Genomic DNA, 19862 nt, shown 5'->3' on the forward strand with positions numbered 1-19862 from the left:
AGGGCAGTTGTTGAGATTCGCTGGAGCGTGGGGGGAGGTGCCTTTGGATGGCCGGGTCACCGATCGATGTGTGGGGTTCCCTTGGTGCGGCGGGTGCTTCCAGGCGCGGGCTGCCCGAGGTCCTCAAGGGCACTGTGCTGGACCCCGACTACGTCCCGCCGCAGCGGCCCGCCGAGGAGGCGTACGGCAGCGCCTGGCAGCACGAGGCGTACCGGCAGTTCGTCAGCGAGTCCTCGCCCGGCTCCGGCACCTCCGCTGGCACCTCCGCCGGCACCTCCGCCGGCACCGCGGGTCGCTCCGCGAGCCCAGATGATGCCGCCCTCTCCGACGATGAGTCCTCCGACGGCGCCCCTTCTAACGCCGCTCCCTCCGACGGTGACCCTTTCGATAGCGGTCCTTCCGGCGGTGAACCGTCGGGCGGTCAGCCGGTGGGGTCGGGGGTGTTGGTGTCGGAGTTGCGGGAGATCGCGTCCCGGCTCGCGGTGGCCGGCCTTCCCGGCACCGCCGCGCTGTGTCTGGTTGAGGCGGAGGAGTTGCTGTACGCGCGGGACCGGTTGACCTCGGCGATCGCCGCCCGGGTGGGCCGGGTGCATGTGGCGGGGGAGGTCAAGGGTGTCGGGTACGCCTCGACCGGGACGTGGTTGCGTGGCGCGGCGGGGATGACCGGTGCGGGGGCGTCGCGGTTGCTCCGGCTGGCGACGGAGCTGGCCCGGCTGCCGGTGGTGCGGGGGCGGTTCGCGGCCGGGACTTTGGCTGAGGGGCCGGTCGATGTGATCACCCAGGTGACTTCCCGGCTGACCGATGAGCAGGCCGCGCTGGTGGAGCCGATTCTGGTGGACCTGGCCGATCATGCCACCCCGGCGGAGATCGCCAAGGCCGGGCGGTACCTGCGCCAGTTGCTGGATCCGGGGACGCTGGATGATGAGGCGGATGCTGATTACGCGACGCGGTTCCTGCTGGTCCGCCCGTCCAGCACGGGTGGGGTGGAGGGCGAGTTCCGGTTGCCGCGTGAGGCCGGCGCCCGGCTGCGCGAGTTTTTGACCGCTTACGCCCGCCCCAAGGGCAAGGACGACGACCGGCCGCTGCGAGTGCGGCAGGCCGACACGCTGGCCGCGCTGTTGAGCAAGAAGGTCAGCACCGAACTCCTGGTCCTGGTCCGGGCCGAATCCCTCCCCGACGACCTCACCCCCGACAACCCCACCGGCGACAACCCCACCGCCACCGCCACAGAGGCCGACCCCACCACCCAAGCGGCTGACCCCAGTGGTGCTCGGCCCGGCACGGCCCAGCCTGGTGACGGCTCCACCTGCTGTGCCGACGGAAGGTGCCACGACGCCGGTGCGGGTTCCCCTGGGGCAGATGCCGGACGTCGGGCTGCGGACGCGAGCGCGGAGGCGGGTGCCGGTAACGGCGCGGGTGCGGGCACGGGCGCGGGCACCAGCGCGGGGGCGGGCACGGGGGCGGGTGCCGGTAACGGCGCAGGTACCGGTGCGGAGGCTGGCGGCGCTGCGGGCCAGGGGGCGGGGGACGCGGCGTGCGGGAGGTGCGGGCACCACCCCGACCGGCTCGCACCCGGGCTGCTGATCGCCACCGGGCAACTGCTGCCCATCTGTGACGTGCAGCGGCTGGCCCGCACCTCCCGCCTGGTCCGCATGGTCGTGAACGCCCAAGGACAGGTCCTGAACATGGGCCGCGCCGTACGCCTGGCCACCCCCGCCCAACGCCACGCCCTCATCACCCGCTACGCCACCTGCTACTGCGACGGCTGCGCCATCCCCTCCGACATGACCGAAATCGACCACGTCAAAGGCTGGATCAACGGCAGCGACACCAACCTCGACGACCTCGCCCCCGCCTGCCCCTGGCACAACCGCGACAAAGCCGCCCACCCCGACCGCTACACCACCCACCGCAACCCCGACGGCACCTGGACCCTCACCCACCTCGGCAGAAAAGGCCGCTACGCCGGAAGATTCCGAACCTGACGAGAAACAACCCGAGCAACAACAAAGCGCTGAACCACACACCCGGCCCCGACCAAGCCGCAGGGGCCACACTCAACCACGCGCGGGCACCACCACGCGCGGACCCGGTCGAACCCACACCCAGAGGCCGAAAAGCGGAGGCCGCCAAGTCCTAAAACGAACGTGAATATTGTGTTACGCGTCGCGCGTCCCATTCCTCGTAGACCCTCCGACACGGAAAGCTATGGTCATCCCGGCTACAGGGGAGGATCTCCAATGCTCAGGCGCACGCGGCTTTTCGGACAGAAGACCCGAGTCACCTTCACGCTGCCCCTCGACGAGCCCTTGGGCGTCGTCAGCGTCGTCGGCGACTTCAACGACTGGCGGCCCGGCCGTCACGAGCTGCTGCGCCGCCGGAACGGCACCCGCACGGTCTCGATCATCCTCCCGCCAGGCGTCCACCGTTTCCGCTACCTCGCGACGGGCGGCCTCTGGTTCGACGACGAGACGGCCGACCACGTCGACCACCTCGGCAGCCTCGTTCACCTGTAGGGAAACGACCTAGCCGTCGAGAGACAGGATCCGGCGGACGTGGGCGACCTTGTCCGGATCGCCCTCCACGGTGAGCCGCCCGGTCGTCTTCGCCTCCGCCGTCGTCGCCGGGTCACGCGCGATCTCGGCCAGCGTCGCCGCGTCCGCGGTGATCACGACATCGGGATGGTCGACGGCTCCCGGCCGCGTCACCAGGATGCCGTCGTCGATGACGGCGCACAGCGCGCCGTCATCGGTGTGGAACTGCACGGTCAGCGCGACGCCTCGGGCCCGGTCCGCGCGGAAGCGGATCTGCAGCGGAAGCGCCAGCCAGTGCACGCGGAAGGCGTCTGAGGGATCCTGCGCGCCGAGAAGCCGCATGCCGAAGCGTGCCAGCTCGGTCATGGCGGGCGCGAGCTCCCGCCCCTCGGCCGTCAGCTCGTAGACCTTCGAGGCCGCGGGAGGCGGCAGCGTGCGCCGGCTGACGAGCCCGGCGTTCTCCAGGTCGCGGAGCCGCGTCGCCAGCATGTCGGTCGAGACTCCCGGCAACCCGCCGAGAAGGTCCGTGTAGCGGCGCGGGCCGTCGAGCAACTCCCGGACGATCAACAACGCCCAGCGCTCCCCCACCACGTCCAGCGCCTTCGCGATCGCGCAGTGCTGGCCGTATGTACGTGCCCTCATGAAGGCAGGTTACCTGGTCAGGCCCATTTCCCAAGCACACACTTGGAACTTCCAAGCATAATCGAGACGAAAGGTGTAGCATCCAAGTTGGCACTTGGAAATCCAAGCCGACTAGGAGTTGAGATGATCGACACCACAGTCCTTCACACCGCTATCACGCTGCTGCTCGCCTTCGCCGCCATGGTGGGCGTCGCGGGAGCCGCCGCGATCGCCGTCGTCCGGTCGAAGACGCACCTGGAGCCCGCCCCCATCCACACGCACACGCAGCGGCGGGACATCCGGACCTACGCCACCCTGGCAAGGCGGTAGCCATACCCAGATCTGGCTAGGCACGCGCCTCCTCGGGCAGGGCCCCTGACATGGCGGCCGTCCGCCTCGTCCGGTCGCGTACGGCGGAGCCGAGGAACGCCACACCGAAGACGACGCCCACCAGCAGGGCGATGGACGCTCCGGCCGCGACGTTCCACTGAGTCGAGATCCAAACCCCGGCCAGGGCGCAGCAGACGCCGATGGCGGCCGCGACGGGAAACAGCACGGCGAGCCGGTCACTGAGCAGCCGCGCGGTCGCGGCCGGGCCCACCAGCAGTGCCACCGTGAGGATCGCCCCCAGCGCGGGCACGGTCGCCACCACGGTCACCTCGATGATCGCCAGCAGAGCGAAGTCGAGAACGGCGGTGGGCAGGCCCAGGGCCGACGCCCCGGCGGGATCGAAGGCGGCGAGGAGCAGCTCCTTCCCGACCACGGCCAGGACCAGCGTCACCGCCACGGCGACGACGGCGGTGGTCACCAGATCGGCGGAGCTCACCGCCAGGACGTCGCCGACCGTGTAGGCCGTCAGATCCTTGCTGAAGCCGTCCTGCGCCGAGACGAGCACGACGCCGAGCGCGAACCCGCCGGACAGCGCGATCCCGGTCGCGGCGGTGAAGTCCTGCCCCCGCGCCCGGGAGAAGACGACCACGGCCAGGACGACGAGCAGGCCGAAGACGCCTCCCCCGAGGTAGAGGTCGACCCCGAGCATGGCGGCGATGACGATCCCGGGGAAGGTCGCGTGGGTGAGGGCCATCGTGAAGAACGGCAGCCGCCGCACGATCACGAACACCCCGACCACGCCGCCCAGGGCGCCGACCAGGGCCGCCTCGATCATGGCCCGGTGCACGGTGGAGTCGAGCCAGCTCATCGGGCGGCCTCCAGCTCGGGCTCGTCCAGCCGCGCGCGTTCCTCGGCGCGGCCGCCCTGAAGGAGACGCACCCGTCTCCGTACGGTCCCCGCGAGGGTCGCCAGGCCGTACATCACGACGAGCACGAGCACGATGGTGCCGCCCGAGGCGAGCCGCACGCCGTAGTGAACGGACGCGTCGAAGCTCACGGCGAGCCCGAGCCACCCTCCGGTGGCGGCGATGAGGCAGGCGAGCGGCACGATGACCATCAACCGGTCCGACAGGGCACGGGCGGCGGCGGCCGGGACGATCAGCAGCGCGATGACGAGGATCGTGCCGACGGCCCGCACGCCCGCCACGATCACCAAGGCGATCGCGACGTTGAGCACGAGGTCGAGCAGGCTCACCCGGACGCCCGCCGCCGCGGCTCCCTCGGGGTCGAAGGCGCGCAGCATGAGCGGCCGTCGCAGCACGGCGAGGAGCCCCACGACCAGGACGGTCACGACACCGGTCTGGACGAGCTGCTCCTGGGTCACCGTGAGCACCCGGCCGAACAGGAACGCCGTCAGGTCGGAGGTGTAGCCGGTCTGCCGGGAGACGAGCACCACCCCGACAGCGAACAGAGTGGTCAGCAGCATGGCCAGGGCGGCGTCCTCGCTCACGCGACGCCGGTGCGTGAACACCGTCAGCAGCACCGCCGTGACGATGCCGGCCGCGAGCGCGCCCCAGAAGATGCCGTCGTCCCCCCGGAGCAGATAGCCGATGACGACGCCGGGAAACACGGTGTGGGTGAGGGTGTCGCTGGCGAACGCGAGGCGGCGCAGGAGGACCAGCACGCCGACCGTGCCGGCCAGCAAGCCGAGGATGACCAGTTCGGCCAGCGCGCGGGCCATGAACGGCAGGTGGAAGGGGTCGAACAGGCTCATGTCTGCGTCACGATCACGCGGTCGCCGCGCAACTCCAGCGCGCGCCCGCCGTACGTCGCCCGAAGCCGCTCGGGCGTCAGGACCGTCCCGGTCGGCCCGAAGCCGAACTGCTGCCGGTTGAGCAGGCACACCTCCTCGCACGCCAGATGCGCGATGGCGAGGTCGTGGGTGCTGACCACCACGGCGGCGCCCCGCGCCTTGAGCACGGCTATCGCCTCCAGGAGGGAGTGCTGGCTGACCGCGTCGACCCCGTTGAACGGCTCGTCGAGCAGCAGCATCCGGGGCTGGGCCGCGATCGCCCGCGCGAGCAGCACGCGCTGCCGCTGGCCGCCGGACAGCGTGCCGAACCGGTCGCGGGCGCGGCCGCTCAGGCCCACCTGCTCCAGCGCCTCGGCGACCTGGGTCCGGTCGGCCGCGGAGGGACGGCGCAGCCAGCCGATCCTCCGGTAGCGGCCCATCATCACCACCTGCTCGACCGACACGGGGAAGTCCGGGTCGAGGGTGTCGGCCTGCGGGACGTAGGCGACGTCGCGGCGCGCGTGCGCCGGAGCGACGCCGAGCACCTCGATCCTGCCCCGCACGGTGGGGACCAGGCCCAGGATGGCCTTGATCAGCGTGGACTTGCCCGCCCCATTGGGGCCGATCAGCGCCACGGCCTCGCCCGCGTAGACGGTGCCGTGCAGCTCCTCCAGCACCGGCACGTCCCCGTAGGCGACGCTCGCCCGGTCGAGCACCAGCGCGGCCGTACGGCCCGCCTGCCCGGTCATGCCGCGACGCCCTTGAGAGCGCTCACGATGGTGTCGGTGTTGTGGGTCTCCATCTGGAGGTAGGTCGCGCCGACCGATCCCTCGGGGCCCAGCGTGTCGCCGTACAGCGAGTCCTCGCTCGCTTCGACCTTCACACCGGCCTCGCGGCCGATGGCCTCCGCCGTCTTCGGCGGCAGGGAGGACTCGGAGAAGATCGCGGTGACACCGGTCGTCTTGATCTTGGCCACGATGTCGGCGATCTGCTTGCCGGACAGCTCCGCCGAGGTGTCGAAGCTCGGGACGATGGAGCCGACGAACGTCAGCTTGTAGCGCTCGATGTAGTAGCCGAAGGCGTCATGGTTGGTCACCAGCTTCCGCCGATCGGCGGGGACGGAATCGATCTTCTTGGCGTTCTCCGCGTCGAGCGCGTCGAGCTTGGCGTCGTAGGCCGCCAGGTTGGCCTCGTACGCGGCGGCGTCCGCGGAGTCCTTGGCGGCGAAGGCCTTCTCGATGTTCACAGTCATGATCTTGACGTTCAGCGGGTTGTGCCAGATGTGCGGATCCCCGGCCGCTTCCTCCTCCGAGCCGTCTCCCTTGCGGAGGACGACCCCCTGGCTCGCGTCCACCACCGTGCCGCTGAACCCGGCCGAGGCGATGACCTGGTCGAGCCACTTCTCCAGGCCCACGCCGTTCTTGACGACGACGTCGGCCTCGGCGATCGCCTGGATGTCCGCGGGGGACGGCTCGTAGTCGTGGGGATCGACGTTCGGCTTGAGGATCTGGTGGATCACCGCCTTGTCGCCGCCGATGTTGCGGGCGAAGTCGGCGACCTGGGTCGTGGTGGCGACGACCTTGAGGGCCTTGGCGCCGGCACCGTCCGCCGGCGTGGACGACGAGGTGCCCGTCCCGCCGCAGGCTCCCGCGAAGACGACGACGAGTGCAGCGGCTAACAGCGATCGGGCAAGGGGCGAGAGCACGAGTGCTCCTCTTATGAGATGAGCGTAATGAGGGGACCTTCCCGAATCTGCCTTAAATGAAAATGATTGTCAAGTTCGTTATGGGGTTTCGCCGCGCTCGACCTGGTCTGTCCCACCAGATCGAGCGCGGCTCCGGTCAGGTCGTCAGTGACGCTCGCGGGCGGCGAGCACGGCGCGCGCCAGACCCGGGTCGTCGGAGAAGACGCCGTCGACGCCGAGGTCGTACAGCTTGGCCAGCCAGCCCGTCACATTGCCGGTCGCGCGGGGGTAGGCCGGGTTCGCCGGGTTGCCGAGCCGGAAGTCCACCGGGAGCTGCGAGTTCTCCGGCCGGATCGTCCAGGTGTGGACGTCGAGGTGGGCCCGGTGGGCGTCCTGGATCAGCGTCGTCGGCGGGAGCAGGCGGCCGTCGGCGCCGACCGGCACGATGCGCGAGGTCGCCACGCCGACCCCGTCGGCGTAGGTCGCCACATCCTTGAGCCCGGCCGGCGTGACCATCTGGTCGTACGTCAGCGGATCGCCCGCCGCCACCCGGTCGTACGGCGCGCCGGAGGCGTTGACGAGCTGGATCAGGTGCAGCCGGGTCTTGCCGCGCAGTTCCCGCAGGTTGGCGGTCTCGAAAGACTGGATGAACACCGGGTCGCGCCTGCTCTTCCAGCCATGCCGGGCCAGGGTGTCCAGCAGCGGCTCCTCAAGCGAGAGGCCGATGGAGTCGAAGTAGGTGGGGTGCTTCGTCTCGGGGTAGACGCCCACGCCGTACCGCTGGGCCAGCTCGATGACCTCGTCGAACGTGGGGATCTGCGCCAGCCCGTTGAAGGCCGTGTTCTCCGGGCGGAGATCCGGGATGCGCTCCTCGGCCCGCAGCGTGCGCAGCTCCGCCAGCGTGAAGTCCTCGGTGAACCAGCCCGTGATCTGCACGCCGTCGACGGTCTTGGTGGTGCGCCGCGAGGCGAACTCGGGATGGTTCTCCACGTCGGTGGTGCCGGAGATCTCGTTCTCGTGCCTGGCCACCAGGACGTGGTCCTTCGTGGAGACCAGGTCGGGCTCGATGTAGTCGGCGCCCAGCGCGATGGCCGTCTCGTACGACAGCAAGGTGTGCTCGGGCCGGTAGGCGCTCGCGCCCCGGTGGCCGATGACAATGGGCTCGCGGTCACGCCTGTCGGCGGTCGCCGGTCCGGGCTGAAGCAGCACAGCGGCCACCGTACCGCCCGCGACGACGGCCAGCGCACCGGCCACGAATTTACGGATCATGGTCATGGCCGGGACCATAGGGATCCCAGGCGTCTCCAACGTGACGACACCATGCATACCGGGCGAAACCTCGTCACACAAGCGTCGCCGGGCTGGTTCCTCCGCCGCCGCAGCCCCGACCGTCGCAGACAGTCATCCGATGTATCTCGCGGAACAGACCCCCACCGCCGAGATCAACCAGGACAGACCCTAAGGTACTGGTGGAATCAATCCGATGTATGAAGAGGCCTGCACCATGACCGACCCCCATCCCGTGTCCGACCGCCCAGTCCCCTCCTGGTTCACCGACGCCAAGTTCGGCATATTCATCCACTGGGGCGCGTACTCGGTGCCGGCCTGGGCCGAGCCCACCGGTGAGCTGGGGGCCGTCGACCCAGATGTGTGGTTCGCCCACAACCCGTACGCCGAGTGGTACTGGAACACCAGCCAGATCGAGGGCAGCCCCGCCCATGAGCACCACCGCACCGTCCACGGCGGCCGCCCCTACGACGACTTCCTGGACGAGTGGAAGGCCGAGCTCTTCGACCCCGCGGACTGGGTCGACCTGTTCGCCCGCGCCGGCGCCCGCTACGTCGTCCCGACCACCAAGCATCACGACGGGATCGCCCTGTGGGACGCTCCCGGCACCCGCACCCGCAACACCGTCCACCGCGGCCCGCGCCGCGATCTGATCGCCGATCTCGCCACCGCCGTCCGGGCCAGAGGGCTGCGTTTCGGCACGTACTACTCCGGCGGCATCGACTGGTGGGCCGGCCGCCGGGCCGTCATCCGCCACGAGGACCTGATCGACGACTACGGCCGCGCCAACGAGGCCGCCTACGCCGCCTACGCGCTGCGCCAGGTCCGCGACCTGATCGACCGGTACGGGCCGGACGTGCTGTGGAACGACATCGGCTGGCCCGACCTGGGCATGGCCGACCTGCCGGGCCTGTTCGCCCACTACTACGCCACCGTTCCGGAAGGCGTGGTCAACGACCGCTGGGACGGCGCCCACGCCGACTACATGACCAGCGAATACCAGGCGGGCCGCGAGAACGAGACGGCCGCCCACTGGGAGAACTGCCGGGGCGTCGGCCTCTCCTTCGGCTACAACGCCAACGAGGGCCCGGAGCACCTGCTGGACCCGGCGAGCGCCGTCCGCCTGCTGGTGGACGTCGTCTCACGGGGCGGCAACCTGCTGCTCAACGTCGGCCCGAAGGCGGACGGCACCCTGCCCGGCGAGCAGCGCGCCGTCCTGGAGGGCATCGCGTCGTGGATGACCCACCACGCCACCGCCGTACACGCGACCAGGCCGCTGGAGTCCGGCGCCGCCGTGCCGCACGACGGCGGCCCGTGGATCCGCTGGACCCGCGACGACCGCCACGCCTACGCGTTCCTGGCCGACGTCCCGGCATCGGCCGCCGGGCAGGTTCGGCTGAAGACCCGGCAGGGGTTGCTGGACCCCGCCACGGCGGTCCGCCTGGACGGCCGTGCCGTACAGGCCGAAGCCGTGCCGGACGGCGTGCTGGTCACCTCGGCCGAGCTCGGCACACCGCTGCCCGCCGTGGTCCGATTCGCCCTGGTGACAAGCCCGTCCGCCGACTGACGATCATCACCTACCGGCCGGAGCTCGCGGCTCACGAGCTCCGGCGCCGGCGGCCGCGGCACCGGCTGAAGAGGCGGACCGGGCGTGAAGTAGCGTCACCGTTCATGCGGGCCTGAGACGGCGGAGCCAGGCACCGGCCAGTGCGAGCGAGAGGTTCCCATGACCACCGATCACGGCCACCGGCGGGCGTTTCCCGCCGCGGTCCATCTCACCGGCCACGGCGTCGTGCTCCGAGAGTGGACCGATCGGGATCCGGCCGCGATGGTGGAGCTCTTCGACGACCCGGCCGTGGCTTACTGGACCCCGCTCGTCTCACCGTTCGATCTGGCCGCCGCCCGCGCCTACCTGCAAAGGGCGCGCCGCGCCCGCGCCGCCGACGAGCGCCTCCATCTGGCGATCACGACGGACGGCCACGAGCCCAAGGGCGAGGTGCTGCTCAGCAGGTGGGTGGGCGGCGAGGACGAGGCGAGCATCGGCTACAGCGTGGGGGCCGCCCACCGAGGGCAGGGTCTGGCGATCCGGGCGGTGAACGTGCTGACGGAGTTCGCCCTGACGACGCTGGGCCTCGCCCGCGTGCTGCTGGAGATCGAGCCGGGAAACGCCGCCAGCGTCGCCGTCGCCCGGGGCGCCGGTTTCCACCTCACCGACATGCCACCGGTCGAGGAAATCGAGAAGGGACGCCCGATCACTCTCCTCACCTGGGCCCGCGACCGCTGGGTGTAGTGCCCAGGCCGGCTGGCAGGTGGCCGGCCAAGGGACACGGCCGGCGTGAGATCGCCGCCTCCCCTCTATACGAACGGCCGCGTCCGACTGACGAGGATTCTCCGGCATGTCGGTACGCGTAAGCCCGCCGGCATACGTGTCCGACTGCGTGAGCAGCACCAGACTGATCAGGAGGATCGCGCTGGGCGTAAGACCGCGTCGGGCGAGGACCGTATGGATGAGCGCCCGGCCCACTCTTCCGTTGCCGTCGATGAACGGATGGATCGTCTCGCGCGCGTCGAGGGGGGCATGGCGGCAGATTTGCTAGATGTTTGCGCAGGTGAGAGCCTTTATGGGCGGCAATCTGCTAGCAAGGTGACATTCCCAGCAGTTCCTTGAGCCGATCTCTGGAGGTTGGGATGGAGTGGCTGAATGTCACCGTGGAAACCGCAAACCAGCACGCCATAGCTCGCCCGTGTGGCGAGATTGACATAGCGACCGCCGAGGACCTCAAGAAAGCGCTCGAACCCACGATTCAGCAGACCGCGATCTCCCAGCTCGAAGTGGACATGAGCCGGGTCTCCTTCATGGACTGCTCCGGGTTGCGCGTGCTTTTCATGTTCAAGCGCCGACTACAAGAGGCAGGCGGCGCGTTCACCCTGACCAACGTCACGCCCGCAGTCGATCGGCTGCTGTCCACCACTGGCCTCGATCATCAGCTTGAGGACGCCGTGTCTCCGGTTGGCAACCCGATACGGTGGGGCCGATCCGCCACCCCCCCGGTCGCCGGCGGATGGATGGGCGCGACCCGGTAGCGTCAACGAAGGTCGGCCACCACACCCGTCTCACAAGGGCAGCACGCCTGCCCGGGAGCCGCAGGCCGTCCACGACGATGAGGCGCCCGCCTTCAAGAAAGGCGGGCGCTTTCATTCGGCGACGATTCCTCTGGGGCAAACGTTCGAATCTGCGCCATGCCGCTTCGCCCGGACCTCTTGCCACGGTGCGCCGCACCCCGGCGAAGCAGTACGGCTCCCGCCGGGGAGGCGGGAGCCGTACGGGATGGCTGAGGAGACCCGGGTCAGACCTGGCCGGCCTTCTCCAGGGCCGAGCAGCAGGTGTTGACGATCAGGCGCGTGACGACGTAGGGGTCGATGTTCGCGTTCGGGCGGCGGTCCTCGATGTAGCCCTTCTTGTCGACCTCGACCTGCCACGGGATGCGGACCGACGCGCCGCGGTTGGACACGCCGTAGCTGAACTCGCTCCAGGGCGCGGTCTCGTGGTGGCCGGTGAGGCGCTGCTCGATGCCGAAGCCGTAGCCCTTGATGTGCTCCAGGGCCTTCTCGCCCAGAGCCTCGCAGGCGGTGATGATCGGCTCGTAGCCCTCGCGCATGGCCTTGGTCGAGAAGTTGGTGTGCGCGCCGGCGCCGTTCCAGTCGCCCTTGGCCGGCTTGGGGTCGAGGGTCGCGGAGACGCCGAAGTCCTCGGCGATGCGGTAGAGCAGGTAGCGGGCCATCCACAGGTGGTCGGCGGCCTCCACGGGGCTGGCCGGGCCGATCTGGAACTCCCACTGGCCGGGCATGACCTCGGCGTTGATGCCGGAGATCTTGAGGCCGGCCTCGATGCAGGCGTCGAGGTGGGCCTCGACGATGTCGCGGCCGACGACCTCGTCCGCGCCGATGCCGCAGTAGTACGGGCCCTGGGGGCCGGGGAAGCCGCCGACCGGGAAGCCGTAGGGGCGGCCGTCCTTGAAGAAGGTGTACTCCTGCTCGATGCCGAACCAGGAGTCCTGCTCGGCGAACTGCTCGGCGATCGGGGTGAGGAGCGCGCGGGTGTTCGTCGAGTGCGGCGTCATGTCCGTGAGCAGGACCTCGCACAGCACGAGCACGTTGTCACCGCCGCGGATCGGGTCGGGACAGGAGAAAGCCGGCTTGAGCACGCAGTCGGACGCGTGACCCTCGGCCTGGTTGGTGCTGGACCCGTCAAACCCCCAGATCGGCAGCTCGGCGCCGTCAGCAAGAATCTTGGTCTTCGACCGGAGCTTCGCGGTGGGCTCCGTGCCGTCGATCCAGATGTACTCGGCCTTGTAGGTCACGTCGATCCCTTCATAGAAGAGGCAGACTGGTGGTTATCCGCCACGCCGAGGTTGCCGTAGAGCCGTTTCAAACCCTTTGCCCATCTGTGAACACAGTGTTAACCGCGAAACTTTGCCTTTCGCCGGGTTTAGGGAGAGCCGTCCGCCGGACTCGTTCCGGTCCGCGCACATGATCTGCACATGATCCGCGATTTCCAGGGCAGTCGGACCTCGCCCACGAATCAGAACCGCAGCTTGGGGTGAGGTCAAATGGTCTTGCTGGGCCTTCTTCTCATAGTGGTCGCGGCGGCGGCCATGATCGAGGTGTCGGTCAACGACGCCGCGAACACCACGCCGATCACGATATGGGAGCGGACGTTCAACCTGAGCCCGTTCGAGCTGTTCATCGCCGGTGCGGTCACGGCCGCGGTGTTCCTGATCGGCCTCCTCCTGGTCAGTGGCGGCATGCGCCGCGCGGCTGTGAAGCGCAAGCGGCTCCGCGAGGCGCGGCTGGCCGAGCGCGACCGCGTCTCCCGGCTCGAGGCCGAGAAGCGCGACCTGGAGCGCCGTCTGGAGACGGAGAACACGACCACGACAGACGCGGAGGCCGGTGTCGTCGACCGCGACCGGGACGGCGTGGACGATCGCGAGGAGACCGCGACCGGCCGGAACCTCCGCCCGGCAGTCGATCGGGACGCGGACGGCGTCGACGACCGCGACGAGGCCACGACGCCTACCGGGCGGCACCACACGGTCCCGGCTCAGCAGGCGTCCGACCAGCTCGTGGCCGGAGGCCGCCGCTCGTCCGAGGACCCCGCCAACCGCGCCTGAACCGGCGGGCCGGCATGGGTCGATCTCACGGCGGTACGGCTCTCGCGGGAGCCGTACCGCCGTGAGCCGTGCCGTCCCCCGGAAACCCCCGGAAACCCCCGGAACCCCGTAATATCCGGGAATGACCCGGACGTCACCGGACGTCAGCCGGGTGTCGACGCGGTCATGAGCTCGTCGAGGGATCCGACCCGGCTCACGCGCCGACCGGCCTCGGCGGCCAGATCGGCGAACCTCATGGCGTTCCGTACGGCGGCGCCGCCCGGGTCGTTGTTGAAGTAGACGAAGGCGTCACCCACGTCGCCCAGCCGGTCGATCCACGTCTTCAGCGACTGATCACCATAAGAAGGCCACGGCTTGGCCCGGCCCTCATGGAAGCGCAGATAGGCCCACTGCGCCGTCCGCCAGAGAGGGCTCGACGGCCGCCCCTGGCGGTCGGCCCAGCAGAGCGCCGCGCCGCGCTCGGCGAGCAACTCCCGGATCTCGTCCGTCCACCACGATGCGTGCCTCGGCTCGACGGCGACCCTGACCTTCGGCGGGAAGCGGGCCAGGCAACGGCGGAGCCGGTCGGCGTCCACCTCCAGCGTGGGCGGCAGTTGCAGCAGGATCGGGCCGAGCTTCGGGCCGAGCCCCTCGGCGACGCCCATCAGGCGCTCGACCGGCTCCTCGGGGTCCTTCAACCGCTTGATGTGGGTGAGGAACCGGCTCGCCTTGACAGCCATGACGAAGTCGCCGGGCGTCCGCTCCCGCCACGCCTCGAACGTCTCCCGCTTGGGCAGCCGGTAGAAGGCGTTGTTGTTCTCCACCGTGGCGAACGCCTCGCCGTACCTCTCCAGCCACACCCGCTGGGGCAGGCCGGGATACAGCACGTCCCGCCAGTCGGCGTACTGCCAGCCAGAGGTTCCCACGAACATGGGCATGTCACCCCCCTACCCCGCCCATGGCATAGATCGCAGATAGCTGGGCAGGCGATTTTCGGACTGACCAAACTGACCAATCGCAACGGAAGGGGCGAATGATGATCCAGGGAAAGACGATCGCGTTCCTGGTCGCTCCAGAGGGAGTCGAGCAGGTCGAGCTGACCGAGCCGTGGAAGGCCGTCGAGCAGGCGGGCGGCACGCCGCGTCTGATCTCCACCAAGCCGGGCCGGATCCAGGCGTTCAACCACCTCGACAGGGCCGACACCTTCCCGGTCGACTCGACGGTCGACGACGTGTCCGCCGCGCGGTTCGACGGGCTGGTCCTCCCCGGTGGGGTGGCCAACCCAGACATACTCCGCATGCATCCGAAGGCGGTCGAGTTCGTCGGGGCGTTCTTCGACTCGGGCAAGCCGGTGGCGGCCATCTGCCACGGGCCGTGGACGTTGATCGAGGCGGACGCGGTGCGCGGCCGTACGCTCACGTCGTGGCCGAGCCTCAAGACCGACCTGCGCAACGCCGGGGCGAAGTGGGTCGACCAGGAGGTGATGGTGTGCACGGGCGGCGCCAGTGTCATCGTCACCAGCCGCAAGCCCGACGACCTCAAGGCGTTCTGCCAGGCGGCGATCGACGCGTTCGGGTCCTGATCGGCATACGCCTTTCCCGGGCGGAACGACCTCTGCCATGCTTGCCCGCGTCGCGGATCACCAAGGACGGCCGGAGGCTGATCGGCCGGCCACGAACGATCCCCGGAGAGTCGGTTCACTGAGAAACGGTCGCGGAGAAAACGGTTCGCAGGGAGACGGCTCGCGGAGAACAGAGCGCGGAGAAAGACTGGCATGACCGAGGTGTTCACGCTCGGAGAGGCGCTGGGCGTCGTCTCGGCCGACCGGATCAGGCACGACATGACCGCGCGTCTCGACGTCGAGGGCGCCGAGCTGACGGTCGCGGTGGGCCTGGCGAGGCTCGGTCACCCCGTCACCTGGCTCGGCCGGGTCAGCGTCGACGAGCTCGGCGTCCGTACGCTCACCGTGCTGCGGGGCGAGGGAGTCGACGTCTCGTACGTCCGGATCGACGAGACCGCGCCGACAGGCATCGTGATCCGGCAGCGCCGGATCGGCCGCCTGTCGCACGCGGTCCACTACCGGGAGGGCTCCGCGGGGTCGCGCCTGTCCACGGGCGACGTCCCCGCGGAGGCCATCCAGTCGGCGAGAATCCTGCACGTCACCGGCATCACCCCGGCGCTCAGCGGATACGCCTGGAGCGCCGTCCACCACGCGGTGAAGCTGGCGAGGGACGCCGGGGTGCTCGTCTCCGTCGACGTGAACCACCGCCCCCATCTGTGGGAGAGCGTGGAGGAGGCCCGGCAGGCGCTGAGCGAACTGGCCGTCTCGGCCGACATCCTCTTCGCCACCCAGGACGAGTTGCAGCTCGTGGACGCGGCGCTCGCGGGGATCCCCGAGCTGGTCGTCACGCGTGGCGCCAAGGGCGCGAGCGCGACCGTCGACGGGCTGCGTTACGACACCCAGGCCGCCCCCGTGACCGCGCTCGATCCCACCGGGGTCGGCGGCGCCTTCGTCGCGGGATATCTCAGCGCGCTCCTCGACGGTCTGCATCCCGCCGACCGGCTGAAGCGCGGCATCTCGCTCGCCGCCTTCGCCGTGGCCAGCCCCAGCTCGTGGCAGGGCCTTCCCACCCGTGCCGAGCTGCCGCCGTGATCAGGCGTTCCAGGGCTCGCTCCTGACGCGGGCGTTGCCGGGGTCGTAGAGAGGCTCGCGGACGACCTCCGCGCCGACCCGGCCACCGTTGATCCCGATCTCCACGCGCGTGCCCACCCGCGTGTCCACGGGAAGGTACGCGTAGGCGATCGAGCGGCGGACGCGACAGCCGTACCCGCCGCTGGTGACCCGGGAGACCGGCCGCCCGCCGAGCCGGACGGGCTCGCCGCCCAGGCAGACCTCGCGCTCGTCGTCCACGACAAGACAACGCAGCGTATGACGCGGCTCCGGCAGGGCGGCCCGCCGCCCGGGCCGTACGGCGAAGCCGAGCCCGGCCTCCAGCGGGGTGGTCTCGGGCGTGATGTCGAGGCCCCAGACCCGGTAGCCCTTCTCCAGCCGCATGGAATCGATGGCGCGATAGCCCGCCGGTCGCATGCCGTACGGCAGGCCGGCCTCGATGAGCGTGTCCCAGAGCGTCAGCCCGTATTCGGACGGGCAGTAGAGCTCCCAGCCGAACTCGCCCACGAACGTCACCCGCTGGGCCAGCACCGGGACGTTACCCACGCTGATCTCGCTCGCCCGCATGTGGCCGAAGGTCAGGTCGTCGCCGGTCAGCGTGCCGAGGATGTCGTACGCCCGGGGACCCCACAGGCAGTAGCAGGCGTAGGCCGAGGTGACGTCCCTGACCTCCAGGCCGTGGCGGCGCAGGAGTGCGGCGTCGCGCACGCCAAGGGCCGTGCCGGTGACCAGGCGGAACCTGTCCTTGGCCAGCCGGGTCACGGTCACGTCGGCCTCGATGCCGCCACAATCGTTGAGCACCTGCGTGTAGACGACCGAGCCGGCGGGTCTGTCGAGGCTGTTGCCGCAGAGTCGCTGCAACCCGGCCAGAGCGTCCCTTCCGGATATTTCGAGCTTCGCGAAGGACGTCTGGTCGAAGAGACCGGCCGCCCTCTCCGTCGCCAGGCACTCCTCGCGGATCGCCGGAGACCACACCTTCCCGGCCCACCCGCGCGGCCCGCTCCCAGCGGCATCAGGCTCGGCGTCGTGCTCGGGCACGGGGTCCGCGCTGGGGTCCGCGCTGGGGTCCGCGCTGGGGTCAGCGTTGGAGTCGAACCAGTTGACGCGTTCCCAGCCGGCCTTCTCGCCGAAGCTCGCCTTCAGGCCGGCATGCCGCACCCAGGCGGGCGACCGGCGGAGCGGCCGGGCGGCGACGCGCTCCTCGCCGGGATAGACGATGTCGTAGTACTTGCTGTAGGAGTCGAGCGCCTTGGCCCGAGCCCACCCGGCCGAACGCGCGTGGGCGCCGAAGCGGCGGATGTCCATGCCGAAGACGTCGTATTCGGGGCCGCCGTCGACGATCCACTCGGCCATCACCTTGCCGACCCCGCCCGCGGCGGCGAGCCCGTGGACGCAGAACCCGGCCGCCACCCAGAAGCCCGCCACCGCGGTCTCCCCCAGCAGGAACTCCCCGTCGGGGGTGAAGGCCTCCGGCCCGTGCACCACCTTCCGGAAGCCGGCCGCGTCCGCCCCACGCCCAGCCCCGGTGTCGGCCGCGTCCACCCCAGCCCCAGGCCCCGCGTCCACCCGAGGCCCAGGTCTCGGGCCGGCCGCGGCCGCCGTGCGCGCTCGGTCTCCGGCTGTGGCGAGGCGGGGGACACGGCGGACGGCCGACTCCCACGATTCACGAAATTTCGGCATATCCGGCTCGAAGAGCGTCCGCGGCTCGGCCAAAGGGTCCTTGACGTCCCAGGTCTGCGGCGACCGGATGTAGCCCCCGACCAGGATCCCGCCGCTTTCCTCCCGGAAGTACACGATGTTGTCCGGATCCCGCACTGTCGGCATCTCCGATGGGATGTCCATCGGGGCGGTGACGACGTACTGGTGCTTGATGGGCACGATCGGCACATCGACACCCGCAAGCCGTCCCACCACGCCCGCCGCCGCACCGGCCGCGTTGACGACCGTTCCCGTCCGCACGACCCACTCGGCCTGCTCGGCCCGCTCATCCCCGGAGTCCCGGCCCCCCGCCGGCCCGTCGCCGCGCCGTAAAGCCCCGCCGCGCCGTAGAGCTTCGCCAGGCCGTAAAGCGTCAGGCCGTGAAGCCGCGCCGCGCCGCGCGGTCTCGCGGAGCCGTACGGCACGCACCCGGCCGTCCGCGACGTCGATGCCGGTGACCTCGACCCCGGCGAAGATCTTGACGCCGAGCTTCCGGGCGCCCTCAGCGAGGGCCCGGCCCAGCCGCGCCGGGTCGAGCCAGCCGTCTCCGGGCAGCCACAGCGACCCCAGGACGTCGCCGACCTCCAGCAGCGGGAGCCGTTCCAGGGTCTGGGCGGGATCGAGCAACGCCATGTCGAGCCCGTACGTCTCGGCGGCCCCGGCCTGCCGTACGAGTTCCTCGACCCGCTCCGGGGTCGTCGCGAGCCGCAGGCCGCCGACGCCGTGCCAGCCAGGGTCCAGGCCGGTCAGCTCGCGCAGCTCGGGATAGAGACCGGCCGAGTACATGATCATGCGAGTCTGCGTGACCGTGGACCGGAGCTGTCCGACGAACCCGGCGGAGTGCCAGGTCGTCCCCTCGGTCAGGTCGTGCCTTTCGACGAGGATCACGTCCGTCCAGCCGAGCCGGGCGAGGTGGTAGGCCACACTGCATCCGGCCACACCCCCGCCGATCACTACTGCTTGGGCTTCCACGGGAAGTTGCGACATTGGTACCGTCCCAGCTACCTCAGAAGTCGGCATGAGGTTGCTTGTCTCAGCTACCTCAGAAGTCGGCATGAGGTTGCTTGTCTCAGCTACCTCAGAAGTCGGCATGAGGTTGCTTGTCTCTGTAACACCCGGCCCACACAATCGGATCAATGGTCTGAAGGTAGACCAAAAGGAGCCGGGCATGCCAGATGCCGTCAATGACGCGCTGGATCTCGTCGCGGGCTGGGCCGGACGGCCGGTCATCTCCACGATCATCAAGGGCGGCCTCAGCCACCACATCGCGCGGATCGAGACCGAGGACGGCGACCGCTGGCTCCTCCGGGTCCTCGACCCGCGGATCGCCGAGACCGGCCTCGGGATCCCGCTCGACCAGGAGATCGCCAACACGGTGAGCGCGGCCTCCACGGGAGTCGGCGCGCGGGTCCTCCACGTGATGCCGGGCGCGGTGGTCCTCGAATACCTCGACGGCGTCACCCTCGACGCCCCCGCGGTGCGGGGCCCTCGGACGATCGAGAAGGTCGCGGCGGCCTGCCGGCGGCTGCACACCGGGCCGCGCTTCGTGAACGACTTCTCCATCTTCCGCAAGCTCGACGAGCTGCTCTCGCGCTGCCGTACGCACGGATTGCCGGTCCCGTCCGGATATGAGGACGTCGTCCCGGTCGCGGCCGACATCGAGGCGGCGCTCGCGAGGCGCTCGCTGCCCACCGTTCCGTGCCATAACGACCTGCTCGCCGAGAACCTGATCGCCGCCGGGCCGGAGATCCGCATCGTCGACTACCAGCTCTCCGGCAACAACGACCCCCGCTTCGAGCTGGGCGACATCGCGGCGGAGTCCGACTTCACCCCGGACCAGGTCGTCAGGCTCACGCGGGCGTACTTCGGCGACGACGAGCACGTCCCCGGTGTACGGCTCAACCTGATCACGTCCAACCTGACGTGGACGCTGTGGTTCGTCGTCCACCAGGGGCTGGTCCGCGACCGGGCTCTTCCCGGCTTCGACTACAGCGCGGAGGCCGCGGACAAGTTCGCGCAGGCCGTACGCGACATCGAGGATCCGAGCTTCGGCCATCTCATCGACGGCCGGATACCCCCCACGAACTAGAGGAGGC

At 70.1% G+C, this 19862-nt stretch carries 19 protein-coding genes and 1 pseudogene; 10 read left to right on the forward strand and 10 right to left on the reverse strand.

Annotated elements, in window-relative coordinates:
* Positions 1-47 precede the first annotated feature (47 nt).
* Together ABH927_RS03585 and ABH927_RS03590 are read left to right on the forward strand one after the other, a co-directional pair.
* On the forward strand, positions 48-1985 hold the full coding sequence (locus ABH927_RS03585) for a hypothetical protein (protein ID WP_370018005.1): 1938 nt from the start codon (positions 48-50) through the stop codon (positions 1983-1985).
* Between the two features lie 255 nt (positions 1986-2240).
* Positions 2241-2516: an isoamylase early set domain-containing protein gene (locus ABH927_RS03590; RefSeq protein WP_370018006.1), complete on the forward strand. Its 276-nt coding sequence runs from the start codon at positions 2241-2243 to the stop codon at positions 2514-2516.
* 9 nt (positions 2517-2525) lie between these two features.
* Here the strand turns inward: ABH927_RS03590 and ABH927_RS03595 are convergent, their stop codons facing one another.
* Positions 2526-3176 (reverse strand): winged helix-turn-helix transcriptional regulator, encoded by a 651-nt coding sequence (locus ABH927_RS03595; protein WP_370018008.1) that lies wholly within the window; start codon positions 3174-3176, stop codon positions 2526-2528.
* 123 nt (positions 3177-3299) lie between these two features.
* Between ABH927_RS03595 and ABH927_RS03600 the strand changes: the two genes are divergently transcribed.
* Positions 3300-3485, forward strand: coding sequence for a hypothetical protein (locus ABH927_RS03600; RefSeq protein ID WP_370018010.1), 186 nt, complete (start codon positions 3300-3302; stop codon positions 3483-3485).
* A gap of 16 nt (positions 3486-3501) precedes the next feature.
* Here ABH927_RS03600 and ABH927_RS03605 read toward each other — a convergent pair whose 3' ends face one another.
* The 5 genes from ABH927_RS03605 to ABH927_RS03625 all read right to left on the reverse strand — a co-directional run bounded on the left by ABH927_RS03605 (position 3502) and on the right by ABH927_RS03625 (position 8235).
* A complete protein-coding gene (locus ABH927_RS03605) occupies positions 3502-4353 on the reverse strand; it encodes a metal ABC transporter permease (RefSeq protein WP_370018012.1) in 852 nt (283 codons plus the stop codon).
* Positions 4350-5258, reverse strand: coding sequence for a metal ABC transporter permease (locus ABH927_RS03610; protein ID WP_370018014.1), 909 nt, complete (start codon positions 5256-5258; stop codon positions 4350-4352). The genes ABH927_RS03605 and ABH927_RS03610 overlap by 4 nt, the downstream gene beginning before the upstream one ends.
* Positions 5255-6025: a metal ABC transporter ATP-binding protein gene (locus ABH927_RS03615; RefSeq protein WP_370018016.1), complete on the reverse strand. Its 771-nt coding sequence runs from the start codon at positions 6023-6025 to the stop codon at positions 5255-5257. The genes ABH927_RS03610 and ABH927_RS03615 overlap by 4 nt, the downstream gene beginning before the upstream one ends.
* A complete protein-coding gene (locus tag ABH927_RS03620) occupies positions 6022-6981 on the reverse strand; it encodes a metal ABC transporter substrate-binding protein (protein WP_370018018.1) in 960 nt (319 codons plus the stop codon). The genes ABH927_RS03615 and ABH927_RS03620 overlap by 4 nt, the downstream gene beginning before the upstream one ends.
* Positions 6982-7125: 144 nt before the next feature.
* Positions 7126-8235, reverse strand: coding sequence for a glycerophosphodiester phosphodiesterase (locus tag ABH927_RS03625; RefSeq protein ID WP_370018020.1), 1110 nt, complete (start codon positions 8233-8235; stop codon positions 7126-7128).
* A gap of 229 nt (positions 8236-8464) precedes the next feature.
* Here ABH927_RS03625 and ABH927_RS03630 point away from each other — a divergent pair, with 229 nt between their 5' ends.
* Both ABH927_RS03630 and ABH927_RS03635 read left to right on the forward strand, forming a co-directional pair.
* Positions 8465-9814, forward strand: a complete 1350-nt coding sequence (locus ABH927_RS03630; RefSeq protein WP_370018022.1) for an alpha-L-fucosidase — start codon at positions 8465-8467, stop codon at positions 9812-9814.
* 159 nt (positions 9815-9973) lie between these two features.
* Entirely contained in the window at positions 9974-10537 is a 564-nt protein-coding gene (locus tag ABH927_RS03635) for a GNAT family N-acetyltransferase (RefSeq protein WP_370018024.1), read from the forward strand.
* A 234-nt stretch (positions 10538-10771) separates the two neighbouring features.
* Here ABH927_RS03635 and ABH927_RS03640 read toward each other — a convergent pair.
* A pseudogene (locus ABH927_RS03640) lies at positions 10772-10837 on the reverse strand (hypothetical protein); the annotation flags it as partial.
* Positions 10838-10935: 98 nt separating this feature from the next.
* Between ABH927_RS03640 and ABH927_RS03645 the strand changes: the two are divergent.
* Entirely contained in the window at positions 10936-11331 is a 396-nt protein-coding gene (locus ABH927_RS03645; RefSeq protein ID WP_370018026.1) for an STAS domain-containing protein, read from the forward strand.
* 263 nt (positions 11332-11594) lie between these two features.
* On the opposite strand, the gene glnII is transcribed toward ABH927_RS03645, so the two are convergent.
* Positions 11595-12608 (reverse strand): glutamine synthetase, encoded by a 1014-nt coding sequence (glnII, locus tag ABH927_RS03650; RefSeq protein WP_370018028.1) that lies wholly within the window; start codon positions 12606-12608, stop codon positions 11595-11597.
* 249 nt (positions 12609-12857) lie between these two features.
* Between glnII and ABH927_RS03655 the strand changes: the two genes are divergently transcribed.
* Positions 12858-13418 carry a hypothetical protein gene (locus ABH927_RS03655; protein ID WP_370018030.1) on the forward strand — a complete coding sequence of 187 codons (561 nt, stop codon included), beginning with the start codon at positions 12858-12860 and terminating at the stop codon, positions 13416-13418.
* Between the two features lie 143 nt (positions 13419-13561).
* On the opposite strand, the gene ABH927_RS03660 is transcribed toward ABH927_RS03655, so the two are convergent.
* On the reverse strand, positions 13562-14335 hold the full coding sequence (locus tag ABH927_RS03660) for a DUF72 domain-containing protein (RefSeq protein ID WP_370018032.1): 774 nt from the start codon (positions 14333-14335) through the stop codon (positions 13562-13564).
* 98 nt (positions 14336-14433) lie between these two features.
* Here ABH927_RS03660 and ABH927_RS03665 point away from each other — a divergent pair, with 98 nt between their 5' ends.
* Entirely contained in the window at positions 14434-14979 is a 546-nt protein-coding gene (locus tag ABH927_RS03665; RefSeq protein WP_370018395.1) for a type 1 glutamine amidotransferase domain-containing protein, read from the forward strand.
* A 192-nt stretch (positions 14980-15171) separates the two neighbouring features.
* Positions 15172-16050 (forward strand): sugar kinase, encoded by an 879-nt coding sequence (locus ABH927_RS03670; protein ID WP_370018034.1) that lies wholly within the window; start codon positions 15172-15174, stop codon positions 16048-16050.
* Here the strand turns inward: ABH927_RS03670 and ABH927_RS03675 are convergent, their stop codons facing one another.
* Positions 16051-18753, reverse strand: coding sequence for an FAD-dependent oxidoreductase (locus tag ABH927_RS03675; protein ID WP_370018036.1), 2703 nt, complete (start codon positions 18751-18753; stop codon positions 16051-16053).
* A 181-nt stretch (positions 18754-18934) separates the two neighbouring features.
* Between ABH927_RS03675 and ABH927_RS03680 the strand changes: the two genes are divergently transcribed.
* Complete coding sequence (locus tag ABH927_RS03680; protein WP_370018038.1) at positions 18935-19855, forward strand: phosphotransferase; 921 nt, start codon at positions 18935-18937, stop codon at positions 19853-19855.
* Positions 19856-19862: the final 7 nt, after the last annotated feature.

The sequence above is a fragment of the Planotetraspora sp. GP83 genome, assembly GCF_041262585.1.
Taxonomy (GTDB): domain Bacteria; phylum Actinomycetota; class Actinomycetes; order Streptosporangiales; family Streptosporangiaceae; genus JAOEGB01.